25 protein-coding genes and 2 tRNA genes are annotated in these 24561 nt (G+C 67.3%); 16 read left to right on the top strand and 11 right to left on the bottom strand.

Annotated features, from left to right (window positions below; translation table 11 throughout):
* The first annotated feature begins 138 nt into the window (after nucleotides 1–138).
* Together PVW49_RS21250 and PVW49_RS21245 are read left to right on the top strand one after the other, a co-directional pair.
* Nucleotides 139–213: transfer RNA gene (locus PVW49_RS21250), tRNA-Gly, on the top strand.
* Nucleotides 214–247: 34 nt separating this feature from the next.
* Nucleotides 248–322 (top strand) — tRNA-Gly (locus tag PVW49_RS21245).
* An 82-nt stretch (nucleotides 323–404) separates the two neighbouring features.
* On the opposite strand, the gene PVW49_RS21240 is transcribed toward PVW49_RS21245, so the two are convergent.
* A complete protein-coding gene (locus PVW49_RS21240; protein WP_048529100.1) occupies nucleotides 405–644 on the bottom strand; it encodes an Lrp/AsnC ligand binding domain-containing protein in 240 nt (79 codons plus the stop codon).
* Between the two features lie 148 nt (nucleotides 645–792).
* Here PVW49_RS21240 and hisB point away from each other — a divergent pair, with 148 nt between their 5' ends.
* A complete protein-coding gene (gene hisB / locus PVW49_RS21235; protein ID WP_074837479.1) occupies nucleotides 793–1380 on the top strand; it encodes an imidazoleglycerol-phosphate dehydratase HisB in 588 nt (195 codons plus the stop codon).
* A gap of 141 nt (nucleotides 1381–1521) precedes the next feature.
* On the top strand, nucleotides 1522–2004 hold the full coding sequence (locus tag PVW49_RS21230) for a GFA family protein (RefSeq protein ID WP_274591530.1): 483 nt from the start codon (nucleotides 1522–1524) through the stop codon (nucleotides 2002–2004).
* A gap of 9 nt (nucleotides 2005–2013) precedes the next feature.
* Here the strand turns inward: PVW49_RS21230 and PVW49_RS21225 are convergent, their stop codons facing one another.
* Complete coding sequence (locus tag PVW49_RS21225) at nucleotides 2014–2631, bottom strand: DUF2306 domain-containing protein (protein WP_274591529.1); 618 nt, start codon at nucleotides 2629–2631, stop codon at nucleotides 2014–2016.
* A gap of 108 nt (nucleotides 2632–2739) precedes the next feature.
* On the opposite strand from PVW49_RS21225, the gene PVW49_RS21220 reads away from it, so the two are divergent.
* Together PVW49_RS21220 and hisH are read left to right on the top strand one after the other, a co-directional pair.
* Nucleotides 2740–3339 carry a TetR/AcrR family transcriptional regulator gene (locus PVW49_RS21220; RefSeq protein ID WP_048529095.1) on the top strand — a complete coding sequence of 200 codons (600 nt, stop codon included), beginning with the start codon at nucleotides 2740–2742 and terminating at the stop codon, nucleotides 3337–3339.
* 66 nt (nucleotides 3340–3405) lie between these two features.
* Nucleotides 3406–4044, top strand: coding sequence for an imidazole glycerol phosphate synthase subunit HisH (hisH, locus tag PVW49_RS21215; protein WP_274566264.1), 639 nt, complete (start codon nucleotides 3406–3408; stop codon nucleotides 4042–4044).
* 3 nt (nucleotides 4045–4047) lie between these two features.
* On the opposite strand, the gene PVW49_RS21210 is transcribed toward hisH, so the two are convergent.
* Complete coding sequence (locus PVW49_RS21210) at nucleotides 4048–4449, bottom strand: DUF2147 domain-containing protein (protein WP_053083300.1); 402 nt, start codon at nucleotides 4447–4449, stop codon at nucleotides 4048–4050.
* A 60-nt stretch (nucleotides 4450–4509) separates the two neighbouring features.
* A complete protein-coding gene (locus PVW49_RS21205) occupies nucleotides 4510–4896 on the bottom strand; it encodes a DUF2147 domain-containing protein (protein WP_048529092.1) in 387 nt (128 codons plus the stop codon).
* Nucleotides 4897–5031: 135 nt separating this feature from the next.
* Between PVW49_RS21205 and hisA the strand changes: the two genes are divergently transcribed.
* The 4 genes from hisA (at nucleotide 5032) to PVW49_RS21185 (ending at nucleotide 8389) form a co-directional block, all read left to right on the top strand.
* A complete protein-coding gene (hisA, locus tag PVW49_RS21200; protein ID WP_274591528.1) occupies nucleotides 5032–5754 on the top strand; it encodes a 1-(5-phosphoribosyl)-5-[(5-phosphoribosylamino)methylideneamino]imidazole-4-carboxamide isomerase in 723 nt (240 codons plus the stop codon).
* Nucleotides 5755–5928: 174 nt separating this feature from the next.
* Entirely contained in the window at nucleotides 5929–6690 is a 762-nt protein-coding gene (hisF, locus tag PVW49_RS21195; RefSeq protein WP_074837475.1) for an imidazole glycerol phosphate synthase subunit HisF, read from the top strand.
* Nucleotides 6687–6998 (top strand): phosphoribosyl-ATP diphosphatase, encoded by a 312-nt coding sequence (locus tag PVW49_RS21190; RefSeq protein ID WP_074837474.1) that lies wholly within the window; start codon nucleotides 6687–6689, stop codon nucleotides 6996–6998. The genes hisF and PVW49_RS21190 overlap by 4 nt, the downstream gene beginning before the upstream one ends.
* Before the next feature lie 62 nt (nucleotides 6999–7060).
* A complete protein-coding gene (locus tag PVW49_RS21185; protein ID WP_074837473.1) occupies nucleotides 7061–8389 on the top strand; it encodes a CoA transferase in 1329 nt (442 codons plus the stop codon).
* 50 nt (nucleotides 8390–8439) lie between these two features.
* Here the strand turns inward: PVW49_RS21185 and PVW49_RS21180 are convergent, their stop codons facing one another.
* From PVW49_RS21180 to PVW49_RS21165, 4 genes are read right to left on the bottom strand one after another with little or no spacing between them, the layout of a single operon-like run.
* Complete coding sequence (locus PVW49_RS21180) at nucleotides 8440–9273, bottom strand: metal ABC transporter permease (protein WP_048529080.1); 834 nt, start codon at nucleotides 9271–9273, stop codon at nucleotides 8440–8442.
* Nucleotides 9270–10124, bottom strand: coding sequence for a metal ABC transporter permease (locus PVW49_RS21175; RefSeq protein ID WP_048529078.1), 855 nt, complete (start codon nucleotides 10122–10124; stop codon nucleotides 9270–9272). Before PVW49_RS21175 ends, PVW49_RS21180 begins: the two co-directional genes overlap by 4 nt.
* On the bottom strand, nucleotides 10121–11011 hold the full coding sequence (locus tag PVW49_RS21170) for a manganese/iron ABC transporter ATP-binding protein (RefSeq protein ID WP_274566261.1): 891 nt from the start codon (nucleotides 11009–11011) through the stop codon (nucleotides 10121–10123). Before PVW49_RS21170 ends, PVW49_RS21175 begins: the two co-directional genes overlap by 4 nt.
* Nucleotides 11004–11882 (bottom strand): metal ABC transporter substrate-binding protein, encoded by an 879-nt coding sequence (locus tag PVW49_RS21165; protein ID WP_048529077.1) that lies wholly within the window; start codon nucleotides 11880–11882, stop codon nucleotides 11004–11006. Before PVW49_RS21165 ends, PVW49_RS21170 begins: the two co-directional genes overlap by 8 nt.
* A 250-nt stretch (nucleotides 11883–12132) precedes the next feature.
* On the opposite strand from PVW49_RS21165, the gene PVW49_RS21160 reads away from it, so the two are divergent.
* The 5 genes from PVW49_RS21160 (at nucleotide 12133) to PVW49_RS21140 (ending at nucleotide 20778) form a co-directional block, all read left to right on the top strand.
* Entirely contained in the window at nucleotides 12133–13560 is a 1428-nt protein-coding gene (locus PVW49_RS21160) for a pyridoxal phosphate-dependent decarboxylase family protein (protein ID WP_274566260.1), read from the top strand.
* 26 nt (nucleotides 13561–13586) lie between these two features.
* Nucleotides 13587–14825: an aminotransferase class V-fold PLP-dependent enzyme gene (locus PVW49_RS21155; RefSeq protein WP_274591527.1), complete on the top strand. Its 1239-nt coding sequence runs from the start codon at nucleotides 13587–13589 to the stop codon at nucleotides 14823–14825.
* A gap of 64 nt (nucleotides 14826–14889) precedes the next feature.
* Nucleotides 14890–16524: a thiamine pyrophosphate-binding protein gene (locus PVW49_RS21150; RefSeq protein WP_274591526.1), complete on the top strand. Its 1635-nt coding sequence runs from the start codon at nucleotides 14890–14892 to the stop codon at nucleotides 16522–16524.
* Nucleotides 16525–16796: 272 nt separating this feature from the next.
* A complete protein-coding gene (locus PVW49_RS21145; RefSeq protein ID WP_274591525.1) occupies nucleotides 16797–19694 on the top strand; it encodes an error-prone DNA polymerase in 2898 nt (965 codons plus the stop codon).
* A gap of 190 nt (nucleotides 19695–19884) precedes the next feature.
* Nucleotides 19885–20778 (top strand): DUF2189 domain-containing protein, encoded by an 894-nt coding sequence (locus tag PVW49_RS21140; RefSeq protein ID WP_274591524.1) that lies wholly within the window; start codon nucleotides 19885–19887, stop codon nucleotides 20776–20778.
* On the opposite strand, the gene PVW49_RS21135 is transcribed toward PVW49_RS21140, so the two are convergent.
* The 3 genes from PVW49_RS21135 to PVW49_RS21125 are packed head-to-tail and all read right to left on the bottom strand — an operon-like array spanning nucleotide 20775 to nucleotide 23085.
* Entirely contained in the window at nucleotides 20775–21881 is a 1107-nt protein-coding gene (locus tag PVW49_RS21135) for a CaiB/BaiF CoA transferase family protein (RefSeq protein WP_274591523.1), read from the bottom strand. The genes PVW49_RS21140 and PVW49_RS21135 overlap by 4 nt on opposite strands.
* The gene (locus PVW49_RS21130) at nucleotides 21878–22552 is read right to left on the bottom strand and encodes a DsbA family protein (protein ID WP_074837466.1); all 675 of its coding nucleotides are present in this window, start codon (nucleotides 22550–22552) and stop codon (nucleotides 21878–21880) included. The genes PVW49_RS21135 and PVW49_RS21130 overlap by 4 nt, the downstream gene beginning before the upstream one ends.
* 23 nt (nucleotides 22553–22575) lie before the next feature.
* Nucleotides 22576–23085 (bottom strand): DUF721 domain-containing protein, encoded by a 510-nt coding sequence (locus PVW49_RS21125; RefSeq protein WP_274591522.1) that lies wholly within the window; start codon nucleotides 23083–23085, stop codon nucleotides 22576–22578.
* 282 nt (nucleotides 23086–23367) lie between these two features.
* Here PVW49_RS21125 and mutY point away from each other — a divergent pair, with 282 nt between their 5' ends.
* The gene (gene mutY, locus PVW49_RS21120; RefSeq protein ID WP_274591521.1) at nucleotides 23368–24408 is read left to right on the top strand and encodes an A/G-specific adenine glycosylase; all 1041 of its coding nucleotides are present in this window, start codon (nucleotides 23368–23370) and stop codon (nucleotides 24406–24408) included.
* Nucleotides 24409–24561 lie beyond the last annotated feature (153 nt).

The raw sequence follows: 24561 nt of genomic DNA, 5'->3' as shown, positions 1-24561 counted from the left end.
AAGAAAGCCGCATCCGGCACGGCGCGCGGCGCCATATATTCGCCCCGGTCCCGGTTTCGGCGCTTTTTTGCCCCGCGCCGGCATTTTCCGCTTGCAGGCCGCGCCAACAGTTTATAAATCCGCCACACCCATGGATATGCGGGCGTAGCTCAGGGGTAGAGCATAACCTTGCCAAGGTTAGGGTCGGGCGTTCGAATCGCCTCGCCCGCTCCATAGGGAACCCCAGGCCAGAGATGGCCAAACGGATGCGGGCGTAGCTCAGGGGTAGAGCATAACCTTGCCAAGGTTAGGGTCGGGCGTTCGAATCGCCTCGCCCGCTCCAAACTCACTCGATCAGATCAAAAAGAATTGCCCTACGGGGCCAGGTAACCGCTGTTTTCCGCTCCAGTCGCGGCCGCGCCGCCTCAGAACGCCTTGAAGGTCAGCGTGGTGCGCGAGCGTTCGATGCCGGCAATGTCGAGCAGGTGATCGTTGATGTATTTGCCGACATCCTCGCTTTCGGGGATGTAGAGCTTGAGCATCAGGTCGAAATCGCCGCTGGTGGAATAGAGTTCCGAGTGGATTTCCCGCAGCACGATCTCCTCGGCCACCTTGTAGGTGGTCCCCGGCTTGCAACGCAACTGGACAAAGACGCAGGTGGTCATCGGCATTCCTCACTGGTTCGCGCCGTGCTCGGCAGGCCAGAGGCTGGCACAGTGGCCCGGCGCGCACAAGCGGCGAAAACCGGTGACGGCCCTCTTGGAGCCCTGCCCGCCCCGGCCTATAAGGCGCTGACTTTGAAGGACGAGCCAGATGCGCACAGCCACGATCACCCGCCAGACCGCCGAAACCAGCATTTCCGTCACCCTCGATCTCGACGGCACCGGGGCCTATGACAACCAGACCGGCGTGGGGTTCTTCGACCACATGCTCGACCAATTGTCGCGGCACTCGCTGATCGACATGACGATCCGCGCCGAAGGCGACCTGCATATCGACGATCACCACACCGTCGAGGACACCGGCATCGCCATCGGTCAGGCGCTGGTTCAGGCGCTGGGCAACAAGACCGGCATTCGCCGCTATGGCGCCTGCCTTCTGCCGATGGACGATGCGCTGGTGCGTGCGGCGCTGGACCTGTCGGCACGGCCCTTCCTGATCTGGAATGTCGACCTGCCCAGCCCCAAGATCGGCACTTTCGACACCGAACTGGTGCGTGAATTCTTTCAGGCGCTGTCGACCCATGGCGGCATCACGCTGCACATCGATGCGCTGCACGGGCTCAACAGCCACCACATCACCGAAGCCGCCTTCAAATCCGTCGCCCGCGCCCTGCGCGAGGCGGTCGAACTCGACCCGCGCAAGGCCGATGCGATCCCCTCGACCAAAGGCGCGCTTTAGCCAGGGCAAACGGTCGCGGTCCGCCGCGAGGCCGCCGGGGCGGGCGATCCCGTGCGGCACGGGCCGGGTGATACCGGTTGTCACAGCCGCATGGCGCATGCCAGTCTGGCGGCGGGACCGTCATCGAAAAGGCGAGACACCATGACCGATCAACCGGGCGGCTGCCTTTGTGGCGCGCTGCGCTATCACGTCACCGCGCCCCCGCTCTGGGTCACGGCCTGTTTCTGCCATTTCTGCCAGCGCGCCACCGGGACATCCGGCATGGTGGAGCCGATCTTTGATTTGCCCGTCTTTGCGATCACCCGGGGCAGCCCCAAGGTCTATACCCATGTCTCCGAGGGCAGTGGCCAGGATGTTCAGGTGCATTTCTGCGACACCTGCGGCACCAAGACCCACCTGACCTTTTCGCGCTGGCCGGACAGGCTGGGCGTCTATGCCGGGACCTTCGATGATCCCGGCTGGTTCGAGTTCACCCCCGAGAACAGCAAATACATCTTTCTCGACAGCGCCACCTTTGCCGCCTTTGTGCCGGCCGGCTTCAAGGCCTTCCGCCAGCATGCCGCCACCGTTGACGGCACGCCGCTCGAACCCGAGATCTTCGACCACATCTTCCACCTGCGCTAAGCGCCGCGATCAGGCGCGCAGCGCTCCCTTCTGCTGCCGTCGGATGATCCATTCCGCGACGATCAGGTTCGGCACCCAGCAGGACCATGCGACAATCGGATATCCCTGTTCGAAGCCTAGCACTCCCACCAGGATCGGCAACTCCAGCCGTAGCGTGACGGCGGCCAGAGTCAGCGCCGCCGACCGGATCATCCAGACCCGGTGCGCGGCGATCCGGCGCAACATCGCCAGCCGCACCGCCTGGGCGGTGATCGCGATCCAGAGCAGGCCCAGCAGGCCAAAGCCCAGTCCGGCAACGCGCCCGGCCGACGAATGCGCCGCCAGCGACAGCGCGGCCACCCCAGACACCAGCACGCCCAGCGCATAGGCCCGGCCGGTCCAGCGATGCAACGCGGGCCACCAGGCCCGCAGACGAGGGCTGACCTGAAAGGGCACCAGTGCCAGCACCAGCGGCGCGATCCCGATATGCGCATAGAGCGCCAGCGCCCGGCCCTCCAGGTGATGTGCCATGAAGTTCATCGAGGCCTCCACCCCCAGCGGGATGAACCGCCAGGACACCAGCGCCACCGCGAGCGGCAGAAACCAGAACAGAAAAATGCGGGCTCTTGTCGTCCAGGTGGTGGGCATTGCAGGGCCTCCTCATGCAGATCGTCGTGTAGCTTGACGGTGTAAACTTTACACTGTCAATTATGCGAGTCGCTTGACGCTGTCAACCCAGCCGCTTATCCGGCCTGCATGAGCGACACCAAAGACAAGGCCAGCCACCATCACGGCAACCTGCGCCAGGCGCTGATCGAAGCCGGCATAGAATTGTTGACGGAGGGCGGGCTCGACGCGCTGACCCTGCGCAAATGCGCGGCGCGGGCTGGCGTGTCCCATGCCGCGCCGGCGCATCACTTCGACGGGATCGACGGGTTGCGGGTGGCCATCGCGCAGGAGGGCTTTGTCCGGTTCCGTCATCGCATGCTCGATTTCGCCGATGCCGGGCCGCAGACGCCGCGCGGACGGCTGCACGGCATCTGCAAGGGCTATCTCGCCTTTGCCCGCGAAGAGCCGGCGCTTTATGACCTGATCTTCAGCTTCCGCGCCCATTCCAAAAAGATCACCGACATGCGGGAGAGCTCCACACCCTCCTATCAGGTCCTGCGCGACGCCTGCGCGCCATTCGTGCCGCCGGGCACCGACCCCCTGATCATCGAGACCCAGGTCTGGTCGCTGGTTCACGGGTTTGCGCTGCTGATCCTGACCGGGCGCTTCGGCCCCGGCCCCGCGCCCGAGGACGCGGTGCTGGCCCTGCTCGACCGGATCGGCACGCCGCCAGAACCGGACAGGTGACCGCCCCTTGACCCCGCGGGCGATTTGCGCGACCCCTCACGCCGTTCCATCCGAAGGACCTGGCCCATGCTCACGGCAATCATCGACTACGAATCCGGCAACCTTCACTCTGCCGAGAAGGCCTTTCAGCGCATGGCGGGCGAGGTCGGCGGTGGCGAGGTGGTAGTGACCGGCGATGCCGATGTCGTCGCCCGGGCCGACCGCATCGTCCTGCCCGGCGATGGCGCCTTTCCCGCCTGCATGCGCGAACTGAAAGGCCATTCCGGGCTGTATGACGCCATGGTCGAGGCGGTCGAGGTGCAGGGCCGCCCGTTTCTCGGCATCTGCGTCGGCATGCAGTTGATGGCCACGATGGGCCGCGAATACGAGGACACGCCGGGCCTTGGCTGGATCGGCGGCGAGGTGGTCAGGATCGCCCCCACCGATCCCGCGCTCAAGGTGCCGCATATGGGCTGGAACGACCTGGTGGTCGACAGCCCGCACCCGGTGCTCGACGGGATCGAGACCGGCGCCCATGCCTATTTCGTCCATTCCTACCACGTCCGCGTCACCGAGCCCGGCGAACGGATAGCGCATGTGGATTACGGCAGCGATGTCACCGCCGTCATCGGTCGCGACACCATGGTCGGCATGCAGTTCCACCCCGAGAAAAGCCAGGGCAACGGGCTGCGCATGATTGCCAACTTCCTGCGCTGGGCCCCGTGACGCCTATTGCGCGCGCCGCCATTTCTGCGCCTTGCAGACCAGCGCGGCACAGCCTTTCACGGTCATCCGCGTCCCCGAAAGCGTGACCTCGGCCGGATAATCCCGGCCAAAGATCGGCACGAAGACCCGCCCCTCGCCATAGAGGCCGCCGCCCATGGGTTTCATCCCCCAGAGCAGGCGTTTGCCGACGTTCTTGGTGACGATCTGCTTGCCGTTCGGATCGAAGGCCTTGATCAGCGTGCCGCAATAGGCGTCGCCGCAGGGTTTGATCTGGACGATGCCGGTCTGGCCCTTGCCGTCCGGTGGCGAGGCCCAGAGCCCGACCAGCGGATCGGCGCCAACGGCAGCCGCCAGGGTGCATATGACAGCGCCAAGACAAACGGCGCGTTTCAGACCTCGGCCCATGGCCGGTCTCCTGTCAGAAGCGTGGGGCGCGCCGATCGCGCCCCTGCTTCATGATGCCGGTCACTTGAGTCGAGTCCAGACCTGAGAGCTGCACAGCAGGCCGCCGGCGATGCAGCCGGACATTTTGAGCGTCTTTCCGCTCACCTGCATCTTGCCGTTGTAGATCTTGCCGTTCGACGGCCGCCAGACCTTGCCGGTGTATTTGCCGTTGCCCTGCGGCGTCATCCCCATCACCAGCTGTTTGCCCTTGTTCGGCGAATTGTATTCGGAACTGCCCTTGAAGGTGCGACTGATCGTGCCGCAAAGCCTCTGGCCGCAAGGGGCAATTGTCACATGGGCATAGGCCCCGTCATCCGGCTGGGTCTGCCAGACGCCCTCGGCCGGATCGGCCAGGGCCGCCCCCGCCGCCAGCGTCAGCGCGGCAACGGTCAGTGCAAGTCTTTTCATCTCGGTCTCCTCCCTGAGTGCGCCTCGAGCCTGCGACCCTTGCGCCCTCCCGCGCAACTGTGACGTCGGGTCCATTGCATTCCGCGACGTGACGTGCCACACGCCGCCGAACTGCGACCGAAGGTATTTGCGACAATGATCCTCTACCCTGCCATCGACCTCAAGGACGGCAAGGCCGTGCGTCTGCTGCGCGGCGACATGGACAAGGCCACCGTCTTCAACGACGACCCCGCCGATCAGGCGCGGTCCTTTGTCGAGGCGGGCTGTGAATGGCTGCATCTGGTCGATCTAAACGGTGCCTTTGTCGGCGGCCCGGTCAATGCCGGCGCGGTCGAGGCGATCCTCGCCGCAACCGCCGTGCCGACCCAGCTGGGCGGTGGCATCCGCGACATGAAAACGATCGAGAGCTGGCTCAACAAGGGGTTGGCGCGGGTCATCCTCGGCACCGCCGCAGTCGAAGACCCCAAGCTGGTGCGCGAAGCGGCCGGCGCCTTTCCCGGTCAGGTCGCCGTCGGCATCGATGCCCGCAACGGCATGGTCGCCACCAAGGGCTGGGCCGAAGAGACCGATGTCGAGGGCACCGAGCTGGCGCAGAGCTTCGAGGATGCCGGCGTCGCCGCAATCATCTATACCGACATCAATCGCGACGGCGCGATGCAGGGCCCGAACGTCGAGGCCACCGCGGCGCTGGCCAACGCCGTCTCGATTCCGGTGATCGCCTCCGGCGGCGTGTCCTCGCTCGACGACCTCAAGGCGTTGCGCAACTGCGGCGCGCCGCTCAACGGCGCGATCTCGGGCCGGGCACTCTATGACGGGGCCTTCGACCTGCGTGAGGCGCTCTCGGTGATGGCAGGCTGAGGCCCGCCCCTTCCCGCGACCACGCTTTCCCTGACGCGCCCGGTCCCGATCCCGGCGGATGGCGACGGGCTGGCGGTCAACAGCACGCTCGTCGCTGGCGCCGCGCCCGCGTGCCCGACCCGCTGCGGCAACAGCCAGCTTGCCCCGCCCGGCGCCACGCCGTAAGAGACCCCCATGCTCAAGACCCGCATCATCCCCTGCCTGGACGTCGCCGATGGCCGCGTCGTCAAGGGCGTGAACTTCGTCGATCTCCGCGATGCCGGCGACCCGGTGGAATCGGCTCGCGCCTATGACCTCGCCGGCGCCGACGAGCTCTGCTTTCTCGACATCCACGCGACGCATGAAAATCGCGGCGTGATGATGGATGTGGTGCAGCGCACCGCCGAACAATGCTTCATCCCGCTCACCGTCGGCGGCGGCGTCCGCACCGCGGCGGACGTGCGCAAGCTGCTGCTCGCCGGGGCCGACAAGGTGAGCTTCAATTCCGCCGCCGTGGCCAACCCCGATGTGATCGCCGAGGCCGCCGACCAGTTCGGCAGCCAGTGCATCGTCTGCGCCATCGACGCCAAGACCGTGTCGCCCGGCAAATGGGAGATTTTCACCCATGGCGGCCGCAAGCCCACCGGCATCGACGCGGTGGAATTCGCGCAACTGGTCACCGAGAAGGGCGCCGGAGAGATCCTGCTGACCTCGATGGACCGGGACGGCACCCGCGCCGGCTTCAACCTTCCGCTGACTCGGGCGATCTCGGATGCGGTTTCCGTGCCGGTGATCGCCTCGGGCGGCGTCGGCACGCTCGACCATCTGGTCGAGGGCGTGACCGAGGGCGGCGCCTCGGCGGTGCTGGCCGCCTCGATCTTTCATTTTGGCGATCACACCATCGCCGAGGCCAAGGCCCATATGGCCGCCGCCGGCATCGCGATGAGGCTGACATGAGCGTGTTGCACGATCTCGAAGCGGTGATCGCGGCGCGCAAGGGCGCTGATCCCGACAGCTCCTGGACCGCCAAGCTGCTGGCCAAGGGGCCGGAGAAATGCGCCGAGAAATTCGGGGAAGAGGCGATCGAGGCGATCATTGCCGCAGCCAAGGGCGACGCCGAGAACCTCACCTACGAGGCCGCCGACGTGCTCTATCACCTGCTGGTCATGCTGGCCGCGCGGGACATCCCGCTTGACGCCGTGCTCACCGAACTGGCCCGCCGCCAGGGCACCTCGGGCATCGCCGAGAAAGCCACCCGCAGCTAGGCACGCCTTGCCCTTCGGGCGCGCCGACGCCTAGGCTGCGCCAGCCCCAACCGGAGAGCGAGATGACCCATTCCTACTGGCCGCAGATCACGCAGGCGTTGGACCTCGATGCCACGCCGTTTCGCGAGGTCGGGCGCGGCGCCCTGCCCTCGATCCATGCGGTCAGCGATTTCGCCTCGGCCACCATCGCCGCCGCCGGAACCGCGCTGGCCGCGCTTGATGGAAAGAGTGCCGAGGCGGTGAGCATCGACCGGCGCCTTGCCTCGCTCTGGTTCGATTTCACCCTGCGCCCGCAAGGCTGGGAGATGCCCTCGGTCTGGGATCCGATTGCCGGAAATTACGCCGCCGGCGACGGCTTCATCCGCCTGCATACCAATGCCCCGCATCACCGCGACGCCGCGCTCTCGGTGCTGGGTTGTGCCGCCGTGCCGGCCGAGGTGCAGGCGGCGGTCGCCACCTGGCAGGCCGAGGCGCTGGAAAGCGCGATCGTTGCCGCCGGAGGCTGCGCCGCCGCCATGCGCAGCGCCGAGGCGTGGCAGCGCCATCCGCAGGGCCGCGCCGTCGGGGCCGAACCTCTGGTGCGCTGGCAGGACGCCGAGGATTGCGCGCCGGGCAAGGCCTCGCTCGCCGGCTGCCGGGTGCTCGATCTGACGCGGGTGCTGGCCGGGCCGGTCGCGACGCGGTTTCTGGCCGGCTTCGGCGCCCAGGTCTTGCGCATCGACCCGCCGCATTGGTCGGAACCCGCCGCCGAGGCCGAAGTCAATCTCGGCAAGCGCTGCGCCGGGCTCGACCTGCACCGGGCCGAGGATCGCAAGACCTTTGAGCGGCTTCTCGCTTCGGCCGATATCCTGCTGCACGGCTATCGCCCCGGCGCGCTCGAGGGGCTGGGCTATGGGCCGGAGGCACGGCGCGCGCTCAATCCCGGGCTGATCGATGTCAGTCTCTCGGCCTATGGGCGCAGCGGGCCCTGGGGCGACAGGCGCGGCTTTGATTCGCTGGTGCAGATGTCCTGCGGCATTGCCGCCGAAGGCATGCGGCAGGCCGGTCTCGACCGGCCGCTGCCCTTGCCGGTGCAGGCGCTCGATCACGGCACCGGCTATCTGATGGCTGCCACCGCGCTGCGCGGCCTCGCCCGGCGCGCCGGCGGCCAGACCACCCGCGCCGAGCTGTCGCTGGCGCGCACCGCCGAGTGCCTGATGTCCGCCACGGGAAGCCTGACGCCGCAGACGCCGATCACCGCCACTGACGCGGACTACACCGACAGCATCGAAGAGACCGGCTGGGGCCCGGCGCAGCGCATGTCGCCGCCGCTCACGGTGAACGGCCAGCCCCCGATATGGCATCTGCCTTCAGGCCCCGTGCGCCGCCATCCGGCGACTTGGACCGCCTGACCCCACGCCAAACGCCGTCCCGGGCTTGACCCGCGACCTCTCCCCAAACCTCAAACCGCGCTTTCGCGCCGCGCATTCCGCCATTGCCGCCAGAGGAACGCCAGGACGAACCAGCCGGTCAGCATCAGGATCACTGTCGGTGCCGGCGCGCTGTCGAGCCAGAAGCTGGCGTAGACCCCGCCAAGCATCGCGCTCAGGTTCACCGCCACCGCCACCATCAGCATGTGCCGGAACTCCCGCGTCAGCAGGAAAGCGATCGCCCCCGGCGCGATCAACAGCCCGATGGCGAGGATCAGCCCCACCGCGCTCAGCACTGCGACGATGGTCAGCGACAGGATCGCCAACATGCCGTAATGCAGCCAGCCCACCGGCAGCCCGATGGCCTGCGCCTGCGCCGGATCGAAGGCATGCAGCAGCAGGTCCTTCCATTTCAACACCAGCACCGCGGTGACAAAGGCGCCGACAATCCCCGCAGTCCAGAGATCCGCCGCGCCGACACCCAGCATGTTGCCGAACAGGATGTGATCGAGGTGCACATTGGTCTGCACCTTGACATAGAGCACCATACCAAGGCCGAACATGCCCGAAAACACCACCCCCATCACGGTGTCCTGCTTGATCCGGGAATTGGCATTCAGATACCCGGTGGCCAGCGCACAGGTCATCCCCGCCGCAAAGGCCCCGATGATCAGCGGAATGTTCAGGATATAAGCCAGCACCACGCCCGGCAGCACCGCATGGCTCACCGCGTCGCCCATAAGCGACCAGCCCTTGAGCACCAGAAAGCAGCTCAGGATCGCGGTCGGCGCGGCCAGCAGCAGCGCCGCCAGAAAGGCGTTCTGCATGAAAGGAAAGAGGAAGGGCGCAAGCAGCGTGTCCATCATGCCTCCCTCAGCGCTTCGGCCGCCCGGGCCCGTGCCGCGCGCAGCCCGTGTTTGGGCGCAAAGAAGAAGGCCAGCAGGAAGACCGTTGTCTGCAAGGTGATGATGATGCCGCCGGTGGCGCCATCGAGGAAATAGGAGACATAGGCGCCGACAAAGGAGGTCACCGCGCCGATGGTGACGCTGATCACCAGCAACACGGGAAAGCGGTCGGCCAGCAGATAGGCGGTCGCCCCGGGCGTCACCACCATGGCAATCACCAGAAACGCCCCGACGGTCTGCAAGGCCGCCACGCAGGAGGCCGAGAGCAGCACGAAGAAGACAAAGCGCAGCTGCTCGGGCTTCAACCCGATCGAGCGGGCGTGGTTTTCGTCGAAGAAGGCGACCATCAAGTCCTTCCACTTCACCAGCAGCACCGCCAGCGAGACAAAGCCGATCACCGCAAGCTGCAAGGTGTCCTCCGGCGTGATCGCCAGCACATTGCCAAGGATGATGGTCTGCACATCGACCGAGACCGGCGAGACCGAAACCATGAACAGCCCCAGCCCGAAGAAGCTGGTGAAGATGATGCCGATGATCGCGTCTTCCTTGAGGCCGGTGCGCTGATTGAGAAACAGCATCGCCCCGGCCGCCAGCCCGCCCGACAGGAAGGCGCCCAGCGCGAAGGGCAGCCCCAGCATATAGGCGCCGGCGACCCCCGGCACGATGGAATGGCTCAGCGCATCGCCGATCAGCGACCAGCCCTTGAGCATCAGATAGGCCGAGAGAAAGGCACAGACCGCGCCGACCAGGGCGCTGACCCACATGGCGTTGGTCATGTAGCCATAGGAAAAGGGTTCGAGCAGCAGGCTCATTCTTCCTCCTCGCTGCGCGGCCCGACGGTGCGGGCCTGATCGTCGTACATGACAAAGGGCCGCTCGTCGTCGGACAGGATTGTCACCGCCCGCTCGTCCTCGTCGTCATGCAGATCGGCGCCGCCCAGCACGAAGTGCCGCAGCACACCGCCAAAGGCGGCTTCGAGATTCCTCTGGGTAAAGACCTCTTTGGTCGGGCCGTAGTTCAGCACGGTGCCCTTGACCAGCACCACCTGATCGCAGAACTCGGGCACCGAACCGAGATTGTGGGTCGAGACCAGCATCACCTTGCCCTCCTCGCGCAGCTCGTGCAGCAGGGCGATGATTGCCTCTTCGGTCTGCACGTCGACGCCGGTGAATGGCTCGTCGAGCAGGATCACCTGGCCCTCCTGTGCCAGCGCCCGGGCGAGGAAGACCCGCTTGCGCTGGCCACCGGACAACTCGCCGATCTGGCGCTTGCGATAGGATTGCATGCCCACCCGCTCCAGCGCCGCCTGAACCGCCGCCTTGTCTCCGGCCGAGGGGATGCGCAACAGGCCCATGCGGCCGAAGCGGCCCATCATCACCACGTCCTCGACCAGGACAGGAAAGCTCCAGTCGACCTCTTCGGCCTGCGGCACATAGGCCACAAGCCCCTGTTTCAAAGAGGCTTTCACCCCCTGCCCCAGAATGCCGATCTCGCCTTTCGCGGCGGGCAGAAACCCCATGATCGCCTTGAACAGGGTGGATTTTCCGGCGCCGTTCACCCCCACCAGGGCAGCGATAGAGCCTTTGGGCACGGCGAAACTGGCCGATTTCAACGCGGTGACACCGTTGCGATAGGTCACCGCCAGATCGCGCACCCAAAGCCCGGCCGTGTCGAATTCCTTGATGCCGATTCTAGCCACCGGTCAAGCCCTCGACCACGGTCTCGGTGGTGACCCGCAGCAGATCGAGATAGGTCGGCACCGGCCCCTCCGCCTCGGACAGCGAATCCACATAGAGCTCGCCGCCATAGCGCACGCCGGTTTCACGGGCGACCTGTTTTGCGGGGTCGGTGTTCACCGTGCTTTCGCAGAACACCACCGGAATTTCGCGGTCGCGGATGGTGTCGATCATCCGCCGCACCTGCTGCGGCGTGCCGGTCTGATCGGCGTTCATCGGCCAGAGATAGACCTCTTGCAGCCCGAAATCCCGCGCCAGATAGGAAAACGCCCCCTCGCAGGTCGCCAGCCAGCGCTGGCCCTCGGGCACCTCGTCGATGAGATCGCGCAGCGGACCGATGGCGGCGGAGATCTCCGCCTTGTAGCGCTCGGCATTGGCGGCATAGGTCTCGGCATTTTCCGGGTCGTGCGCGGACAGGGCGTCGCGGATGTTGTCGACATAGATCAGCGCGTTGTCCAGCGACATCCAGGCATGGGGATTGGGCTTGCCTTCATAGGCGCCTTCGGAAATCGGGATCTCGGCCACACCGGTGCTGACCACCGCCGAGGGTTTCTCGCCGAGGTTGGCGAGGAATTGTTCGAACCAGAGCTCGAGGTTCATTCCGTTCCACAACACCAGATCGGCATCCACCGCATTGACCAGATCGCGCGGCGTCGGCTCGTAGCCATGGATTTCCGCCCCCGGCTTGGTGACCGAGACCACCTCGGCCGCCTCGCCGGCCACGTTCTGTGCCATGTCGGCAATCACGGTAAAGGTGGTGACAACCTTGAACTCCTGGGCCGCCACCGGCCCTGCGGCGGCCAGCGCCATCGCGGCCATTATCCCTCGCAGCATGCAGTCCTCCTGAATTGACGTGTCTTTGCGCCAATATGCGCGCCCTTGACCGGATGTCAATGAAATTGAGAACCATTCTCATTTTAGATCACCCCTTCTTTCGCGCCCCACCCCGGCGAACCCGGCGCATTGCGCCCCGGACCCTGATCCGGGGCCGCTCCCGCCTCGTGCTTTGCCATGGGTTCCCGGATCCCGGCTTGCACGGCGCGGCGGCGGCCCTATGCTCCGCAGGAAACCACGAGACGACACAATGACCGATACGCTCGACCCCGAGGACTGGGACGATTTCCGCAAGACCGCGCATGTGCTGCTCGATGCCTGCATCGACCGGCTGGCCGAGGCCCGCGCCCATCCCTGGCAGCCACTGCCAGAGGCGACCCGCCAGAGCTATGCGCTTGACGGCACCGCCCGGGGCGAGGCCGCCACCGCGCAACGGTTGATCGACGACGTACTGCCCTTCGGCACCGGCAACACCCATCCGCGATTCTGGGGCTGGGTGCATGGCACCGGGCTGGCCTCAGGGCTGCTGTCGGAAATGGCAGCGGCGACGGTGAACGCCAATTGCGGCGGCCGCGATCACGGCATGATCCACGTCGAACGCGCGGTGATCGACTGGTCGCGCCGCATCATGGGCTTCCCCGAGACCGCCTCGGGTGTGCTGGTCACCGGCACCTCCCAGGCCACCGTCCTGGCGCTGGCCACCGCCCGCCAGCGCGCGCTGGGGCCCGCGGTGCGCAGCACGGGCGTGCGGGGCCGTCTCACCGCCTATGCCGGCGCGGGCGTGCACAATGCCACCCGCAAGGCGATCGAACTGCTGGGCATCGGCGCCGACAACCTGCGCCGCATCCCCGAAGACGATCGCGGCATGGATTGCGATGCCCTGCGCGCCGCCGTCGCCGAGGACCGCGCCCAGGGTGCCACGCCCTTTGTCATCGTCGGCACCGCCGGATCGGTCGATTTCGGCCGTTTCGACGATCTGAACGCGCTGGCCGACATCGCCCGTGACGAAGCGCTCTGGCTGCATATCGATGGCGCCTTCGGGGCCTGGGCCCGGCTTGCCGACGCCCCCTGGCGGGCGCTCACCGACGGCATCGAACGCGCCGACAGCCTGGCCTGCGACTTCCACAAGTGGATGTATGTGCCTTATGACTGCGGCCTCTGCCTGATCCGCAACGGTGACGAGCATTTCGCCACCTTCGCCGCCCGCCCCGCCTATCTTGCCAGCCACGGCGAGGGGCTGTCGGGCGGAGACCCCTGGTTCTGCGATTTCGGCACCGACCTGTCGCGCGGCGCCCGGGCGCTCAAGGTCTGGTGCGCGGTCGAGAGCTATGGCGCCGCCGGGCTCGGCGCCGCCATCACCGGCAATTGCCGGGCCGCCGCCCGCATGGGCGCGGCCGTCACTGCCCGGCCGGCCATGGCGCTCATGGCCCCGGTGATTTCCAACCTCTGCGTCTTTACCGCCGACGCCAGCCTGCCGCCCAAGGCGCAGACCGCGCTCAACAAGGCCATTGCCGCCAGCCTGCAACTCGACGGCACCGCCGTCTTTTCCACCACCGAGGCCCGGGGCATCACCTGCCTGCGGGCCGCCATTGCCAATCACCGCACCACACCCGAGGACATCGACGCCGCCATCGCTGCCGTCGCTGCCCGGGCCGACGCTCTCACCCAGGCTGCCTGAGCCCCATTCCCAGTTATCGAGGCCCCATGTTTTCCGATCCCCTCCTGACCGACATCCGCGCCCGCTTTGCCCATGTCGAAAGCTGCCCCTTCCAGGGCCCCCGCGTGTTCTTTGAAAACGCCGGCGGCGCGCTGACGCTGAACTCGGTGGTCGAGACTTCGACGAAATTCGCAGCCATTCCCGACAATCAGGGCCGCGACAACCCCGCCGCCCATGCGCTTGTGGCGGCGATCGACACCGCCAAATCCGACATGGCCACCTTCTTCGGCGCCGGGTCGGGGCAGTTTTTTGTCGGCGAGTCGGGCACCGAGCTGACCTTTCGCCTGCTGCGGGCGATGATCCTCGGCGCGCGGCCCGGTCCGGTTATCGGCGCCACCGTCGAACACCCGGCCTCGCGCTCGGCGGCGCGCAAATGGGCGCATGTGGCGGGCCGTGACTATATCGCCGTGGCGCATGACGATGCCACCGGCCTGGTCACCGCCGAAGCCTATGCCGCGCAGATCACCGCCGACACCGCCGTCGCCACGATCCTGCACACCTCGCCGGTGACCGGCATGGCGATGGACCTGCCGGCGATCACCCGCGCCATCCGCGCCAAATCGCCCGATTGCCTGATCTTCGTCGACGGCATCCAGCACGCCAGCCACGGACGCATCGACATCGAAAGCTATGACATCGACGGTTATGTGATCTCGCCTTACAAGGTCTTCTCGCGGCATGGCTACGGCATCGCCTGGGTGTCCGACCGGTTCTCCAGGCTCCGCCTCGAAGGGCTGCAAGGCGGGCCCGAAGAGAACTGGGAATTCGGTACCCGCGACACCGGCGCCTATGCCACCTTCTCCGACGTGGTGGGCTATTTCGACTGGCTCGGCGCTCAGGTCTCCGACGCAACCGATCGCCGCGCCCGCGTCCTCGCCGCCGGCCAGGCCATCCACGACCACGAACAGGCGCTGACCCGGGCAATGCTTCACGGCACCGGCAACCTGCCCGGCCTGGCGGAACTGCCCGGCGTCGAGATCGTCGGTGGCGTGGACAACCCGGCGCGCGAAGGCCTGGTCAGCTTCTGGCGCGAAGGCGTGCCCTCGGAAGAGATCGTCGCCGCGCTGAACGCCCAGGGCATCCGCACCCACACCCGCAAGGCCGACCATTATTCCGGCAACATCCTCGACCCGCTGGGCCAGCCCTCCTGCATCCGGGTCTCCATGTGCCACTACAACAGCCTCGCCGAGGTCGCCGCCTTCCTCGCCGCCATGAAAGACATGTAACCCGCACCCCCGGCAGGCCCGGGTTCGCCCCGGCCCTTCCGCAGCACATCCCAAGGAGCCCCCCATGCCCCACGGCGGCCAAATCCTCGTCGACGCCCTCAAGGCCCAGGGCACCACCCGCGTCTTCTGCGTCCCCGGCGAAAGCTATCTCGCCGCGCTCGACGGCCTCTATCTGTCGGGCATCGACACCGTGGTCGCCCGCCAGGAAGGCGGCGCGGCGATGATGGCCGAGGCCCATGGCAAGCTCACCGGCACCCCCGGCATCTGCTTTGTCACCCGCGGCCCCGGCGCCACCAATGCCAGCGCCGGCGTGCATGTGGCGATGCAGGACAGCACGCCGATGGTGCTCTTCATCGGCCAGGTCGCCAGCGACCAGCGTGACCGCGAGGCCTTTCAGGAGGTCGACTACCGCGCCATGTTCGCGCCGCTGGCGAAATGGGTGGCCGAGATCGACCGCACCGAGCGCATCCCGGAATATATCTCGCGCGCCTTCCACGTGGCGCAATCGGGCCGCCCCGGCCCGGTCGTGCTCGCCCTGCCGGAAGACATGCTCTCGGCCGCCTGCGAGGCCGCCGTGGTGCCCGCCGCCAACCCGCCCTCGGGCCGCGCCGCCGACAGCGACATCGCCGCCATTCTCGCGGCGCTGAACGGGGCGGAACGGCCGCTGATCCTCGCAGGCGGCCCGCTCTGGTCCGAAGAGGCCCGGCTTGCGCTGCAAGACTTTGCCGAAACGGCGCAGATCCCCGTCGCCACCTCGCTGCGCTGCCAGGATTATTTCGACAACAGTCACCCCAATTACGCCGGCGACATGGGCATCGCCGCCAATCCGGCGCTGGCCGAGCGTCTGCGCGCGGCCGATGTGCTGCTCTGCCTCGGCGCCCGTCTGGGCGAGATGACAACCGCCGGTTACACGCTGGTCACCCCGCCGGTGCCGGAACAAAAGCTCCTTCACGTCCACCCCGACCCGAGCGAGCCCGGCCATGTCTACCATCCGGCGCTGGCCGTCGCCGCCCAGGCCGGCCAGGTTGCCCGGCAACTGGCTGCCGCGGCAGAGGCCCCGGCGCGGGGCCGCGGCGCGCTGGTCGCCGAGGCCCATGCCGCCTATCAGGACTGGCAGGCGCCCGAGGACACCCCCGGCGACCTGCATATGGAACAGGTCCTGGTGCATCTGCGCGACACCCTGCCCGACACCGCGATCCTGACCAATGGCGCCGGCAATTACTGCGGCTGGCTGCACCGCTACTACCGCTGGCACCGCTTCCGCACCCAGCTGGCGCCGACCTCGGGCTCGATGGGCTACGGATTGCCCGCCGCGGTGGCCGCCGCGCTGCATCACCCCGACCGCCCGGTGATCTGTTTCGCCGGCGACGGCTGTTTCCAGATGACGGCGCAGGAATTCGGCACCGCCTGCGACCATGGCGCCAAGGTGATCGTCCTGCTGGTCAACAACGGCATGTATGGCACTATCCGCATGCACCAGCAGGCCAAATATCCCGGCCGGGTCTCCGGCACCCGGCTGAAAAACCCCGATTTCGCCGCCTGGGCCCGGAGCTACGGCGCCCTGGGCCTGACCGTGACCGAGGATGCCGGTTTCCCCGCGGCCATGGCGCAGGCCCTGGCCGCCGACACCCCGGCGCTGATCGAGCTCAGGACCGACCCGCGCGCGCTCTCGACTAGGCTCATCCTGCGCGACCTCTGATCGCGATCCCGCGCCGGGCCAGGGCCCCCGGCATAAGCCACACGCCCTCCCCCGCAGCTTCTTCTTTTCACAAATACCGCCGGGGGAGTCCTGCAAGGACGGGGGCAGAGCCCCCCACCGCCGGCCCGGCGCCAGGCACCCCCCGGGATGGGCCCGCGCCCGCACGCAACCTCCGACCCCGAATTAAACGGCGCGACCCCGGGGCATTCTGGACTCCACCCAGGAACAAAAGGTGAATATACTGCCAGCCTGCCAAAGATTCGCCCCATCCCATGTTCGCCGAGCTGTCGATCACTTCGAATTTCACCTTTCTCACCGGGGCATCCCACCCCGAGGAGTTCATGCAGCGTGCCGCGCGCTGCGCGCTCTCGGCGATTGCCATCGCCGATGACAATTCCGTCGCCGGCATCGTCCGCGCCCATACCGAGGCGCGCGAGATCGCCCGCGCGGTCAGGCAACGCCAGGCCTTCGACGCCGCCCACGGCCTGATCGGCCCGCCGGCGCCCGAACCGGCCCCGCCAGACCCGTTGCGCCACGCCCTGCCGCGACTAATCCCCGCCGCGCGGCTGGTCTTTACCGATGCCCCGTCGATCACCGCCCTGGTGCAGAGCCGCCGGGGCTGGGCCGGGCTCTGCCGGCTGCTCTCGCGCGGCCGGCTCAGGGCGGAAAAGGGCAGCTGCATCCTGCGTCTGGCCGACCTGCTGGAGATGGGCGCAGAAGGTCTCCACCTGGCGCTCCATGGCCCGCCAGGGGCGCAGGTCGCGCCGCCCGGCGCGGGCGCGTGGTGGCCACAGGCGGAGCAGCTGACGCGCCGCTTCGGCGGGCAGATGTCGCTGCTGATGGCGCCGGCCTATGACGGCGCCGATGCCGCCCGCTTCGACCATCTCGCCAGCCTCGCCGCGGAACTGGGCCTGCCCACGCTCGCCTCTGCCACGCCGCTGATGCATGCCGGGCCGCGCCGCCGGCTGGCCGATGTGCTCAGCGCGATCCGCGAAGGCACCACGGTCGAGGCGCTCGGCGCCCGCGCCCAGCCCAACGGCGAACGCCGGCTGCGCTCGGAAGCCGAGATGCTGCGGCTGTTCCGCGGCCATGAGGCCGCCGTCGCCCGCGCCGGCCGGCTGGCGGCGGCCTGCACCTTCTCGCTCGACGCGCTGCGCTATGAATATCCGTCAGAGATCGCCGCGGGTGAAACCCCGGCCGGGCGGCTGTCGCGGCTGGCCCACCAGGGGCTGCGCTGGCGCTATCCCGAAGGCGCGCCCGACAAGGTGCGGACCATGCTGTCGCACGAACTTCAGCTGATCTCGAAACTGAACTACGCGCCCTATTTCCTCACCGTCCGCGACATCGTGGCCTTCGCCCGCGAACGAAACATCCTCTGCCAGGGCCGCGGTTCCGCCGCCAATTCCGTGGTCTGCTTCTGTCTCGGCATCACCTCGGTCAGCCCCGAGATCGGCACCATGGTCTTCGAGCGGTTTGTCTCCGAGGCGCGCGACGAGCCGCCCGACATCGACGTCGATTTCGAGCATGAGCGCCGCGAAGAGGTGATCCAGCACATCTACGACCGTTACGGCCACCACCGCGCCGGGCTCTGCGCCACCGTGATCCACTATCGTGGCAAACGCGCCATCCGCGAGGTCGGCGCCGCCATGGGGCTCAGCCAGGACACCATCGGCGCCATGTCCTCGCAGCTCTGGGGGTTCTGGGGCGCCGATGGCTTGCAGGACCAGCGGCTGCGCGAGATCGGGCTCGATCCGACCGATCCGCAGATCCGCCTGACCCTCTCGCTGATGCAGGAAATCATCGGCTTTCCCCGGCATCTGAGCCAGCATGTCGGCGGCTTCATCGTCACCGAGGGGCGGCTCGACGAGCTGGTGCCGATCGAGAACGCCAGCATGGAGGACCGCACCGTCATCTGCTGGGACAAGGACGATATCGACAGCCTCGGCATCCTCAAGGTCGACGTGCTCAGCCTCGGCATGCTCACCTGCATCCGCAAGGCCTTCGACCTGTTGCAGACCCACACGGGGCAGGGCTGGGAGCTCGCCACCCTGCCGCCCGAGGATTCCAGGGTCTACGACATGCTCTGCCGCGCCGACAGCATCGGCGTCTTTCAGGTGGAAAGCCGGGCGCAGATGAACTTTCTGCCGCGGATGAAACCGCGCTGTTTCTACGACCTGGTGATCGAGGTGGCGATTATCCGCCCGGGGCCGATCCAGGGCGACATGGTGCATCCCTACATCCGCCGCAGGAACGGCGAGGAAACCGTCTCCTTCCCCTCCGACGCCCTGGGCGAGGTGCTGGGCAAGACGCTGGGCGTGCCGCTGTTTCAGGAGCAGGCGATGCAGATCGCCATCGTCGGCGCCGGGTTTACCCCGGAAGAGGCCGACCGGCTGCGCCGGGCGCTCGCCACCTTCAAGAAGAACGGCAATGTCGGCGATTTCCGCAGCCGCTTCATGCGCGGCATGAAGCGGAACGGCTATGACGCGGATTTCTCCGAACGCTGCTTTTCCCAGATCGAGGGCTTCGGCTCTTACGGTTTCCCCGAAAGCCATGCCGCCAGTTTCGCGCTGCTGGTCTATGCCTCGGCCTGGATCAAGTGCCACCACCCCGGCATCTTTGCCTGCGCCCTGCTCAACTCCCAGCCGATGGGGTTCTATGCGCCATCGCAGATCGTCCGCGATGCCCGCGAACACGGGGTGGTGGTGCGGCCGGTCTGCATCCAGTCGAGCTACTGGGACAACGTGATGGAACCCGACGGCCGCGGCGGGTTGGCACTGCGGCTGGGGTTTCGCCAGATCAAGGGGCTGGCCGAGGAGGATGCCGGCTGGATCACCGCCGCACGCGGCAATGGGTATCGGTCGGTGCGCGATGTCTGGCGCCGCGCCGGGCTGACCGCGCCGGTGCTGGCGCGGTTGGCCGAGGCGGATTGTTTTGCCGAGCTGATGCGCCGGCGCGAGGCGCTCTGGGAGGCCAAGGCGCTGACCGCCGCCAAGGCGCTGCCGCTGTTCGACGGCGATCTCGACGGCGAGGCGATCGACGAGCCCGAGGCCCGCCTGCCGGCGATGACCCTGGGCGAGGAGGTGGTGGAGGATTACGTCGCCCTGCGCCTGACCCTGCGCGCCCACCCCCTGGCGCTGCTGCGCGACCGGCTGACGCCGCCTGCCGGCTGAGCCGGCCAGCGGCGGGCCGCGCCTCCGGTCCGGGCGCCGCCAGCACACAGCCATGCAAACCTTTGTGACCTCAGCCTAAACACCGGACAAGTGCCCGCGAAGCTGCTACACTGAATCTGCCTCAGGGTTTCGGACACCGAAACCACCCTGTCCGGACCCTCCTGTTAGCAACTGGCGGAAGGACGACATCATGACTGAGACAATCGGCAACCCGCTCTCCTGGTCGGCCCAGGCCCTTGGCAAGGGCCTCACATCGACCGGCGAGATCGTCGAGGAGCTGCATCCACACGAAACGAGCCCCATCGTGATCCGCGATATCGACATTGGCGACCTGCGCATCGCCTTGTCCAAGGGGTACGAGGATTTCCTCGCCATGCGCACGGATGTGATGTGGATCGTGCTGGTCTATCCGGTGATGGGCTTTGTCCTGGCGTGGTTCGCCGCGAGCGAGAGCCTTCTGCCGCTGCTCTTCCCGCTGGTGTCGGGCTTTGCGCTGCTCGGCCCGGTGGCCGGCGTCGGACTCTACGAGATGAGCCGGCGGCGCGAGGCCGGGATGACGCCGCGCTGGCGCGACGGCTTCGGTGTCGCCTTTTCCCCTGCCGCGGCGCCCATGGTGGTGCTGGGCGGCTATCTGATGGCGCTTTTCGTCGCCTGGATGATGACCGCGCTGGTGCTGTACAACGCGACGCTCGGGCCGGCGGCACCAACCTCTGCCAGCGCCTTCGTCACGGATGTATTCACGACCACGGCAGGGCTTCAGATGCTGGGCTTTGGCCTGGCGCTGGGGTTTGTCTTTGCCGCCCTGGTGCTGATCACCGCACTGATCTCCTTTCCGATGCTGGTTGACCGGCGGGTCGGCCTGCCGCTGGCGGTCGCCACCTCGGTCGAAGTGGCCTGGCGCAATCCGATCACGGTCGCCGTCTGGGGCATGATCGTCGCGGCGCTCCTGACGCTGGGCTTTGTCACCCTCTTCGTCGGGCTGATCTTCGTGCTGCCGATCCTCGGCCACGCCACCTGGCATCTCTATCGCCGGGCGGTGGCGCCGCCGGAACCCGCCGCCAAGGCGCCGGTCTCCGAGGCCTAGCTCTCGCCCAGCTTCGGCGCGCCCTTGCCCAGCGCGAGGTCCGCGCCGGAGAACCGGAACGGCGAGCGTACACCCGGCACGCCATCCGCCTCGATCTGCATGCCGCGGGCCTGAACCTGCGGGTCGGCCATGACCTCCGCCATGTCATTGATCGGCCCGGCCGGCACGCCCTGCGCTTCGCAGGCGGCCAGAAGATCGGCCTTGGCCCAGCGCGCCGTCGCGGCGCCCAGAAGTGCGGTCAGGGTTTCGCGATGATCGAGCCGGTCGGCATTGGTGGCAAAGCGCGGGTCGGGCCCCAGCTCGGGCAGCGCCAGCAGATCGCAGAGCCGGCGGTATTGCGCGTCATTGCCGGTGGCGATGATGATATAGTCGTCGGCGCAGTCAAACACTTGATAGGGCGCCAGGTTCACATGCGCGTTGCCCATCAGCCCCGGCGCCCGGCCGGTGCTGAGGTAGTTCATCGCCTGATTGGCCGTCACCGCCACCGCGCAATCCAGCAGGCTCATGTCGATCCACTGGCCCGCGCCGGTCTGCCCGCGCTGGTGCAGCGCCGCCAGAATGGCGGTGGTGGCATAGACGCCGGTGAAGATATCGGTGATCGCCACCCCGGTCTTTTGCGGCTGGCCGCCCTTTTCGCCGGTGATCGACATCAGCCCGGACATGCCCTGGATGATGTAGTCATACCCGGCCCGATGGGCATACGGCCCATCCTGCCCGAAACCAGTGATCGAACAGTAGATCAGGCCGGGATTGACCGCCCGCAGCGCCTCATAATCCAGCCCGTATTTCTTCAGCCCGCCGACCTTGAAGTTCTCGATGACGATATCGGCTTCGGCCACGAGCTCGCGCACCCGGGCCTGGCCCTCTTCGGTGCGGAAATCGACGATCTCGCTGGTCTTGCCGCGATTGCAGGCGTGGAAATAGGCCGCCGATCTTTCGCCGTCGCGCTCGATGAAGGGCGGGCCCCAGCGGCGGGTGTCGTCGCCCTCGGGGCTTTCCAGCTTGAGCACCTCGGCACCGAGATCGGCAAGGGTCTGACCGGCCCAGGGGCCGGCCAGAATGCGTGCAAGCTCGATGACCTTGAGCCCGGCAAGTGGGCTCATGCGTCGCCCAGTTTCTCGTCCAGGATCGCCTGGAACTCGGAATAGGGCATGTTGGTGTAAAGCTCGCCGTCGATCACGAAAGAGGGAGTGCTGCTGATGTCATCCGCCTTGGCGTTCTCTTCGAACCAGGCCACCAGGGTGCGGGCCTTGTCGCCGTCCTGAAGACAGCTTTCCAGCGCCTCGTCGTTCAGCCCGGCCAGGCGGCCGATCTTGCGCAGCTCGCCGACGATGGTCGCAGGATCGCCCGAAGCCACCCAATCGCTCTGTCCCTTGTAGATCAGATCGGTGATACCGAAGAACCGCTCTTCACCGCCGCAGCGCGCCACCATCGAGGCCCAGAGCCCGTAGCGGTCGAAATAGACCTCGCGGTAGACGAACTTGATCTTGCCGGTGTCGATGTAATCGGCCTTGAGGTTCTTGTAGGGGCCGGCGTGGAAATTGGCGCAATGCGGGCAGGTGTAGCTGGCATATTCGATCACCGTCACCGGCGCATCCTCGGCCCCCAGCACCATCTCCTTGATGGTCGAGGTATCGACATCCTCGGAGGCTTCCTGCGCGTCGAGCGCACCGGCCGGGATGGCCGTGCTGCCAGCGCCCTGATTGAGCAGCCACCAGCCGCCACCGGCCAGCAGCACAAGCGCCAGAAGGGAGGCAGGGATCATACGCTTCATATCTTGTTTCCTCTCGGGATCTTTCATGTCTTGGCCTTGGATAGAACGTTCCGGGCGAGGGCTTCAAGCGCCCCGCGAAGGCCTTCGTCGGTCACATTTTCGGCATAGGACTGCGCTGCGGCGGCGATTTTCGGGTCCGGCGGCGGCGGCGTCTTGGCCGGCTCGCCATAGGTGAACTGCGCCTGCCCCTCGGCAAATCCGGTGGGCGCGGTCTGGGTGATCTTGATGCGCGCGATGGCGTTGTAGCCATAGACCGCATTGACCCGCTCGCGCAGCCGGTCTTTCTGCATCTCGAGCATCGGCGCATTGGCGCCGGTGGTCAGCAGGGTCAGCGTGGCGCCGATGCCGCCGCGCCCGAAAGAGACATTCACCGGCCGGGCGATTTTCGCGATATCCGCGCCGGCGACCTCGGGCCAATGCGTGAGCAGCCGGGTTTCGGCAAAGCCCCGGCTTTCGCTGGCGCGCTGGATACGCTGGCTCAAAAGCTTGGATGTGCGGGCAAAGCCCCTTGTCGTCGCTCTTCGCTGCGGCACGATTGACTCCCTCTCGCTGGGGCTATTCTAGTGTCCCGCGCGCCCTGCGCCAGCAAAACCCGACTTATGCACAGCTTCCTGAGATATTCGTGAACAGCCGCCCTCTCCGTCAATGCCCCGCGCCCCGGCACGAGGCGCGCAAGCGCCCGGCCCGACCTCGGACGGGTGGTGCCGCCAAGCGGCACAGGTCGTCGCAATCGCTTTGCGCGAAGATGCCTGCAATCCCTGCGGGAGGCCGCGCTTCCCTGGCCGGAAAAGGCCGCCGGGGATCGGGTGCCCGCCATGCGTGATCCCGCGACCCTGAGCGCCGAACTGCTTTCCTGGTACGACCGTCATGCCCGCGCCATGCCCTGGCGCGTGCCCCCCGCCGCGCGCCAGGCCGGCACCCGGCCCGATCCCTATCGCGTCTGGCTCTCCGAGGTCATGCTGCAACAGACCACCGTTGCCGCGGTGCGCGACTATTTCCACCGTTTCACAGCGCGCTGGCCCGAGGTCACCGATCTGGCCGCCGCCGCGGACGCCGATGTGATGGCGGAATGGGCCGGTCTCGGATATTACGCCCGCGCCCGCAACCTGCTGAAATGCGCCCGCGCCGTCGTTGCCGAACATGACGGACGGTTTCCGGCCGATCACGCCGCCCTGCTCGCGCTGCCCGGCGTCGGCCCCTATACCGCCGCCGCCGTCGCCGCCATCGCCTTTGACCTGCCGGAAACCGTGGTGGACGGCAATGTCGAGCGGGTCATCACGCGGCTGCACGACGTTCACACGCCGCTGCCTCAGGCCAAGCTCGAGATCACCGCGCTGGCCCGGACCCTCACGCCGCAGGCCCGGCCCGGCGATTACGCGCAGGCGATCATGGACCTCGGCGCCACCATTTGCACGCCGCGCAATCCGGCCTGCGGCCTCTGCCCCTGGCGCGACGATTGCGCCGGGCGGTTGGCGGGCAGCGCCACCGACCTGCCGAAAAAGACCCCGAAAAAACCCAAGCCCATCCGCCACGGCATCGCCTATATCGCCCGCCGCGTCGATGGTGCCTATCTGCTCGAACGCCGCCCCGACAGCGGCCTTCTGGGCGGAATGCTCGGCTGGCCGGGATCGGACTGGAACGAAGCCCCGGGCGAAGACCCGCCGATCCGCGCCGAGTGGAAGGCGCTCAACACCGAGGCGCGCCATACCTTCACCCATTTCCACCTGCGCCTGACGGTCAAGACCGCGCTGGTGCCGATGGACCGCGCCCCGGCCCGCGGCGAGTTTCACGAAGAGTTTCGGCCCGGCGACCTGCCAACCGTCATGCGCAAGGCCTTTGATCTGGCGCAGAAGTGAGGCATCCGGGAGAGCTGTGAAATGCTCCTCGAGCGGCGATGCGTGGCGGCCTTCGGCCGCGCTCGCGCGCTTGAAGCTCTGCAAAGGGCCGCTCGGACCCGAAACGAAAAGGCCCCCGCGATGCCTCGCGAGGGCCCGGATTTCAATTCACGT

This window comes from Marinovum sp. PR37 (assembly GCF_028807375.1).
Taxonomy (GTDB): Bacteria; Pseudomonadota; Alphaproteobacteria; order Rhodobacterales; family Rhodobacteraceae; genus Marinovum; species Marinovum algicola.
Note: the sequence above shows the minus strand (reverse complement) of the source record. Positions and strands in the feature narration are given on the sequence as shown.

Bases quoted from the DNA above. Each gene is read 5' to 3' on its own strand.
- PVW49_RS21240 (WP_048529100.1), bottom strand. From the start codon at position 644: ATGACCACCTGCGTCTTTGTCCAGTTGCGTTGCAAGCCGGGGACCACC.
- hisB (WP_074837479.1), top strand. From the start codon at position 793: ATGCGCACAGCCACGATCACCCGCCAGACCGCCGAAACCAGCATTTCC.
- PVW49_RS21230 (WP_274591530.1), top strand. From the start codon at position 1,522: ATGACCGATCAACCGGGCGGCTGCCTTTGTGGCGCGCTGCGCTATCAC.
- PVW49_RS21225 (WP_274591529.1), bottom strand. From the start codon at position 2,631: ATGCCCACCACCTGGACGACAAGAGCCCGCATTTTTCTGTTCTGGTTT.
- PVW49_RS21220 (WP_048529095.1), top strand. From the start codon at position 2,740: ATGAGCGACACCAAAGACAAGGCCAGCCACCATCACGGCAACCTGCGC.
- hisH (WP_274566264.1), top strand. From the start codon at position 3,406: ATGCTCACGGCAATCATCGACTACGAATCCGGCAACCTTCACTCTGCC.
- PVW49_RS21210 (WP_053083300.1), bottom strand. From the start codon at position 4,449: ATGGGCCGAGGTCTGAAACGCGCCGTTTGTCTTGGCGCTGTCATATGC.
- PVW49_RS21205 (WP_048529092.1), bottom strand. From the start codon at position 4,896: ATGAAAAGACTTGCACTGACCGTTGCCGCGCTGACGCTGGCGGCGGGG.
- hisA (WP_274591528.1), top strand. From the start codon at position 5,032: ATGATCCTCTACCCTGCCATCGACCTCAAGGACGGCAAGGCCGTGCGT.
- hisF (WP_074837475.1), top strand. From the start codon at position 5,929: ATGCTCAAGACCCGCATCATCCCCTGCCTGGACGTCGCCGATGGCCGC.
- PVW49_RS21190 (WP_074837474.1), top strand. From the start codon at position 6,687: ATGAGCGTGTTGCACGATCTCGAAGCGGTGATCGCGGCGCGCAAGGGC.
- PVW49_RS21185 (WP_074837473.1), top strand. From the start codon at position 7,061: ATGACCCATTCCTACTGGCCGCAGATCACGCAGGCGTTGGACCTCGAT.
- PVW49_RS21180 (WP_048529080.1), bottom strand. From the start codon at position 9,273: ATGATGGACACGCTGCTTGCGCCCTTCCTCTTTCCTTTCATGCAGAAC.
- PVW49_RS21175 (WP_048529078.1), bottom strand. From the start codon at position 10,124: ATGAGCCTGCTGCTCGAACCCTTTTCCTATGGCTACATGACCAACGCC.
- PVW49_RS21165 (WP_048529077.1), bottom strand. From the start codon at position 11,882: ATGCTGCGAGGGATAATGGCCGCGATGGCGCTGGCCGCCGCAGGGCCG.
- PVW49_RS21160 (WP_274566260.1), top strand. From the start codon at position 12,133: ATGACCGATACGCTCGACCCCGAGGACTGGGACGATTTCCGCAAGACC.
- PVW49_RS21155 (WP_274591527.1), top strand. From the start codon at position 13,587: ATGTTTTCCGATCCCCTCCTGACCGACATCCGCGCCCGCTTTGCCCAT.
- PVW49_RS21150 (WP_274591526.1), top strand. From the start codon at position 14,890: ATGCCCCACGGCGGCCAAATCCTCGTCGACGCCCTCAAGGCCCAGGGC.
- PVW49_RS21145 (WP_274591525.1), top strand. From the start codon at position 16,797: ATGTTCGCCGAGCTGTCGATCACTTCGAATTTCACCTTTCTCACCGGG.
- PVW49_RS21140 (WP_274591524.1), top strand. From the start codon at position 19,885: ATGACTGAGACAATCGGCAACCCGCTCTCCTGGTCGGCCCAGGCCCTT.
- PVW49_RS21135 (WP_274591523.1), bottom strand. From the start codon at position 21,881: ATGAGCCCACTTGCCGGGCTCAAGGTCATCGAGCTTGCACGCATTCTG.
- PVW49_RS21130 (WP_074837466.1), bottom strand. From the start codon at position 22,552: ATGAAGCGTATGATCCCTGCCTCCCTTCTGGCGCTTGTGCTGCTGGCC.
- mutY (WP_274591521.1), top strand. From the start codon at position 23,368: ATGCGTGATCCCGCGACCCTGAGCGCCGAACTGCTTTCCTGGTACGAC.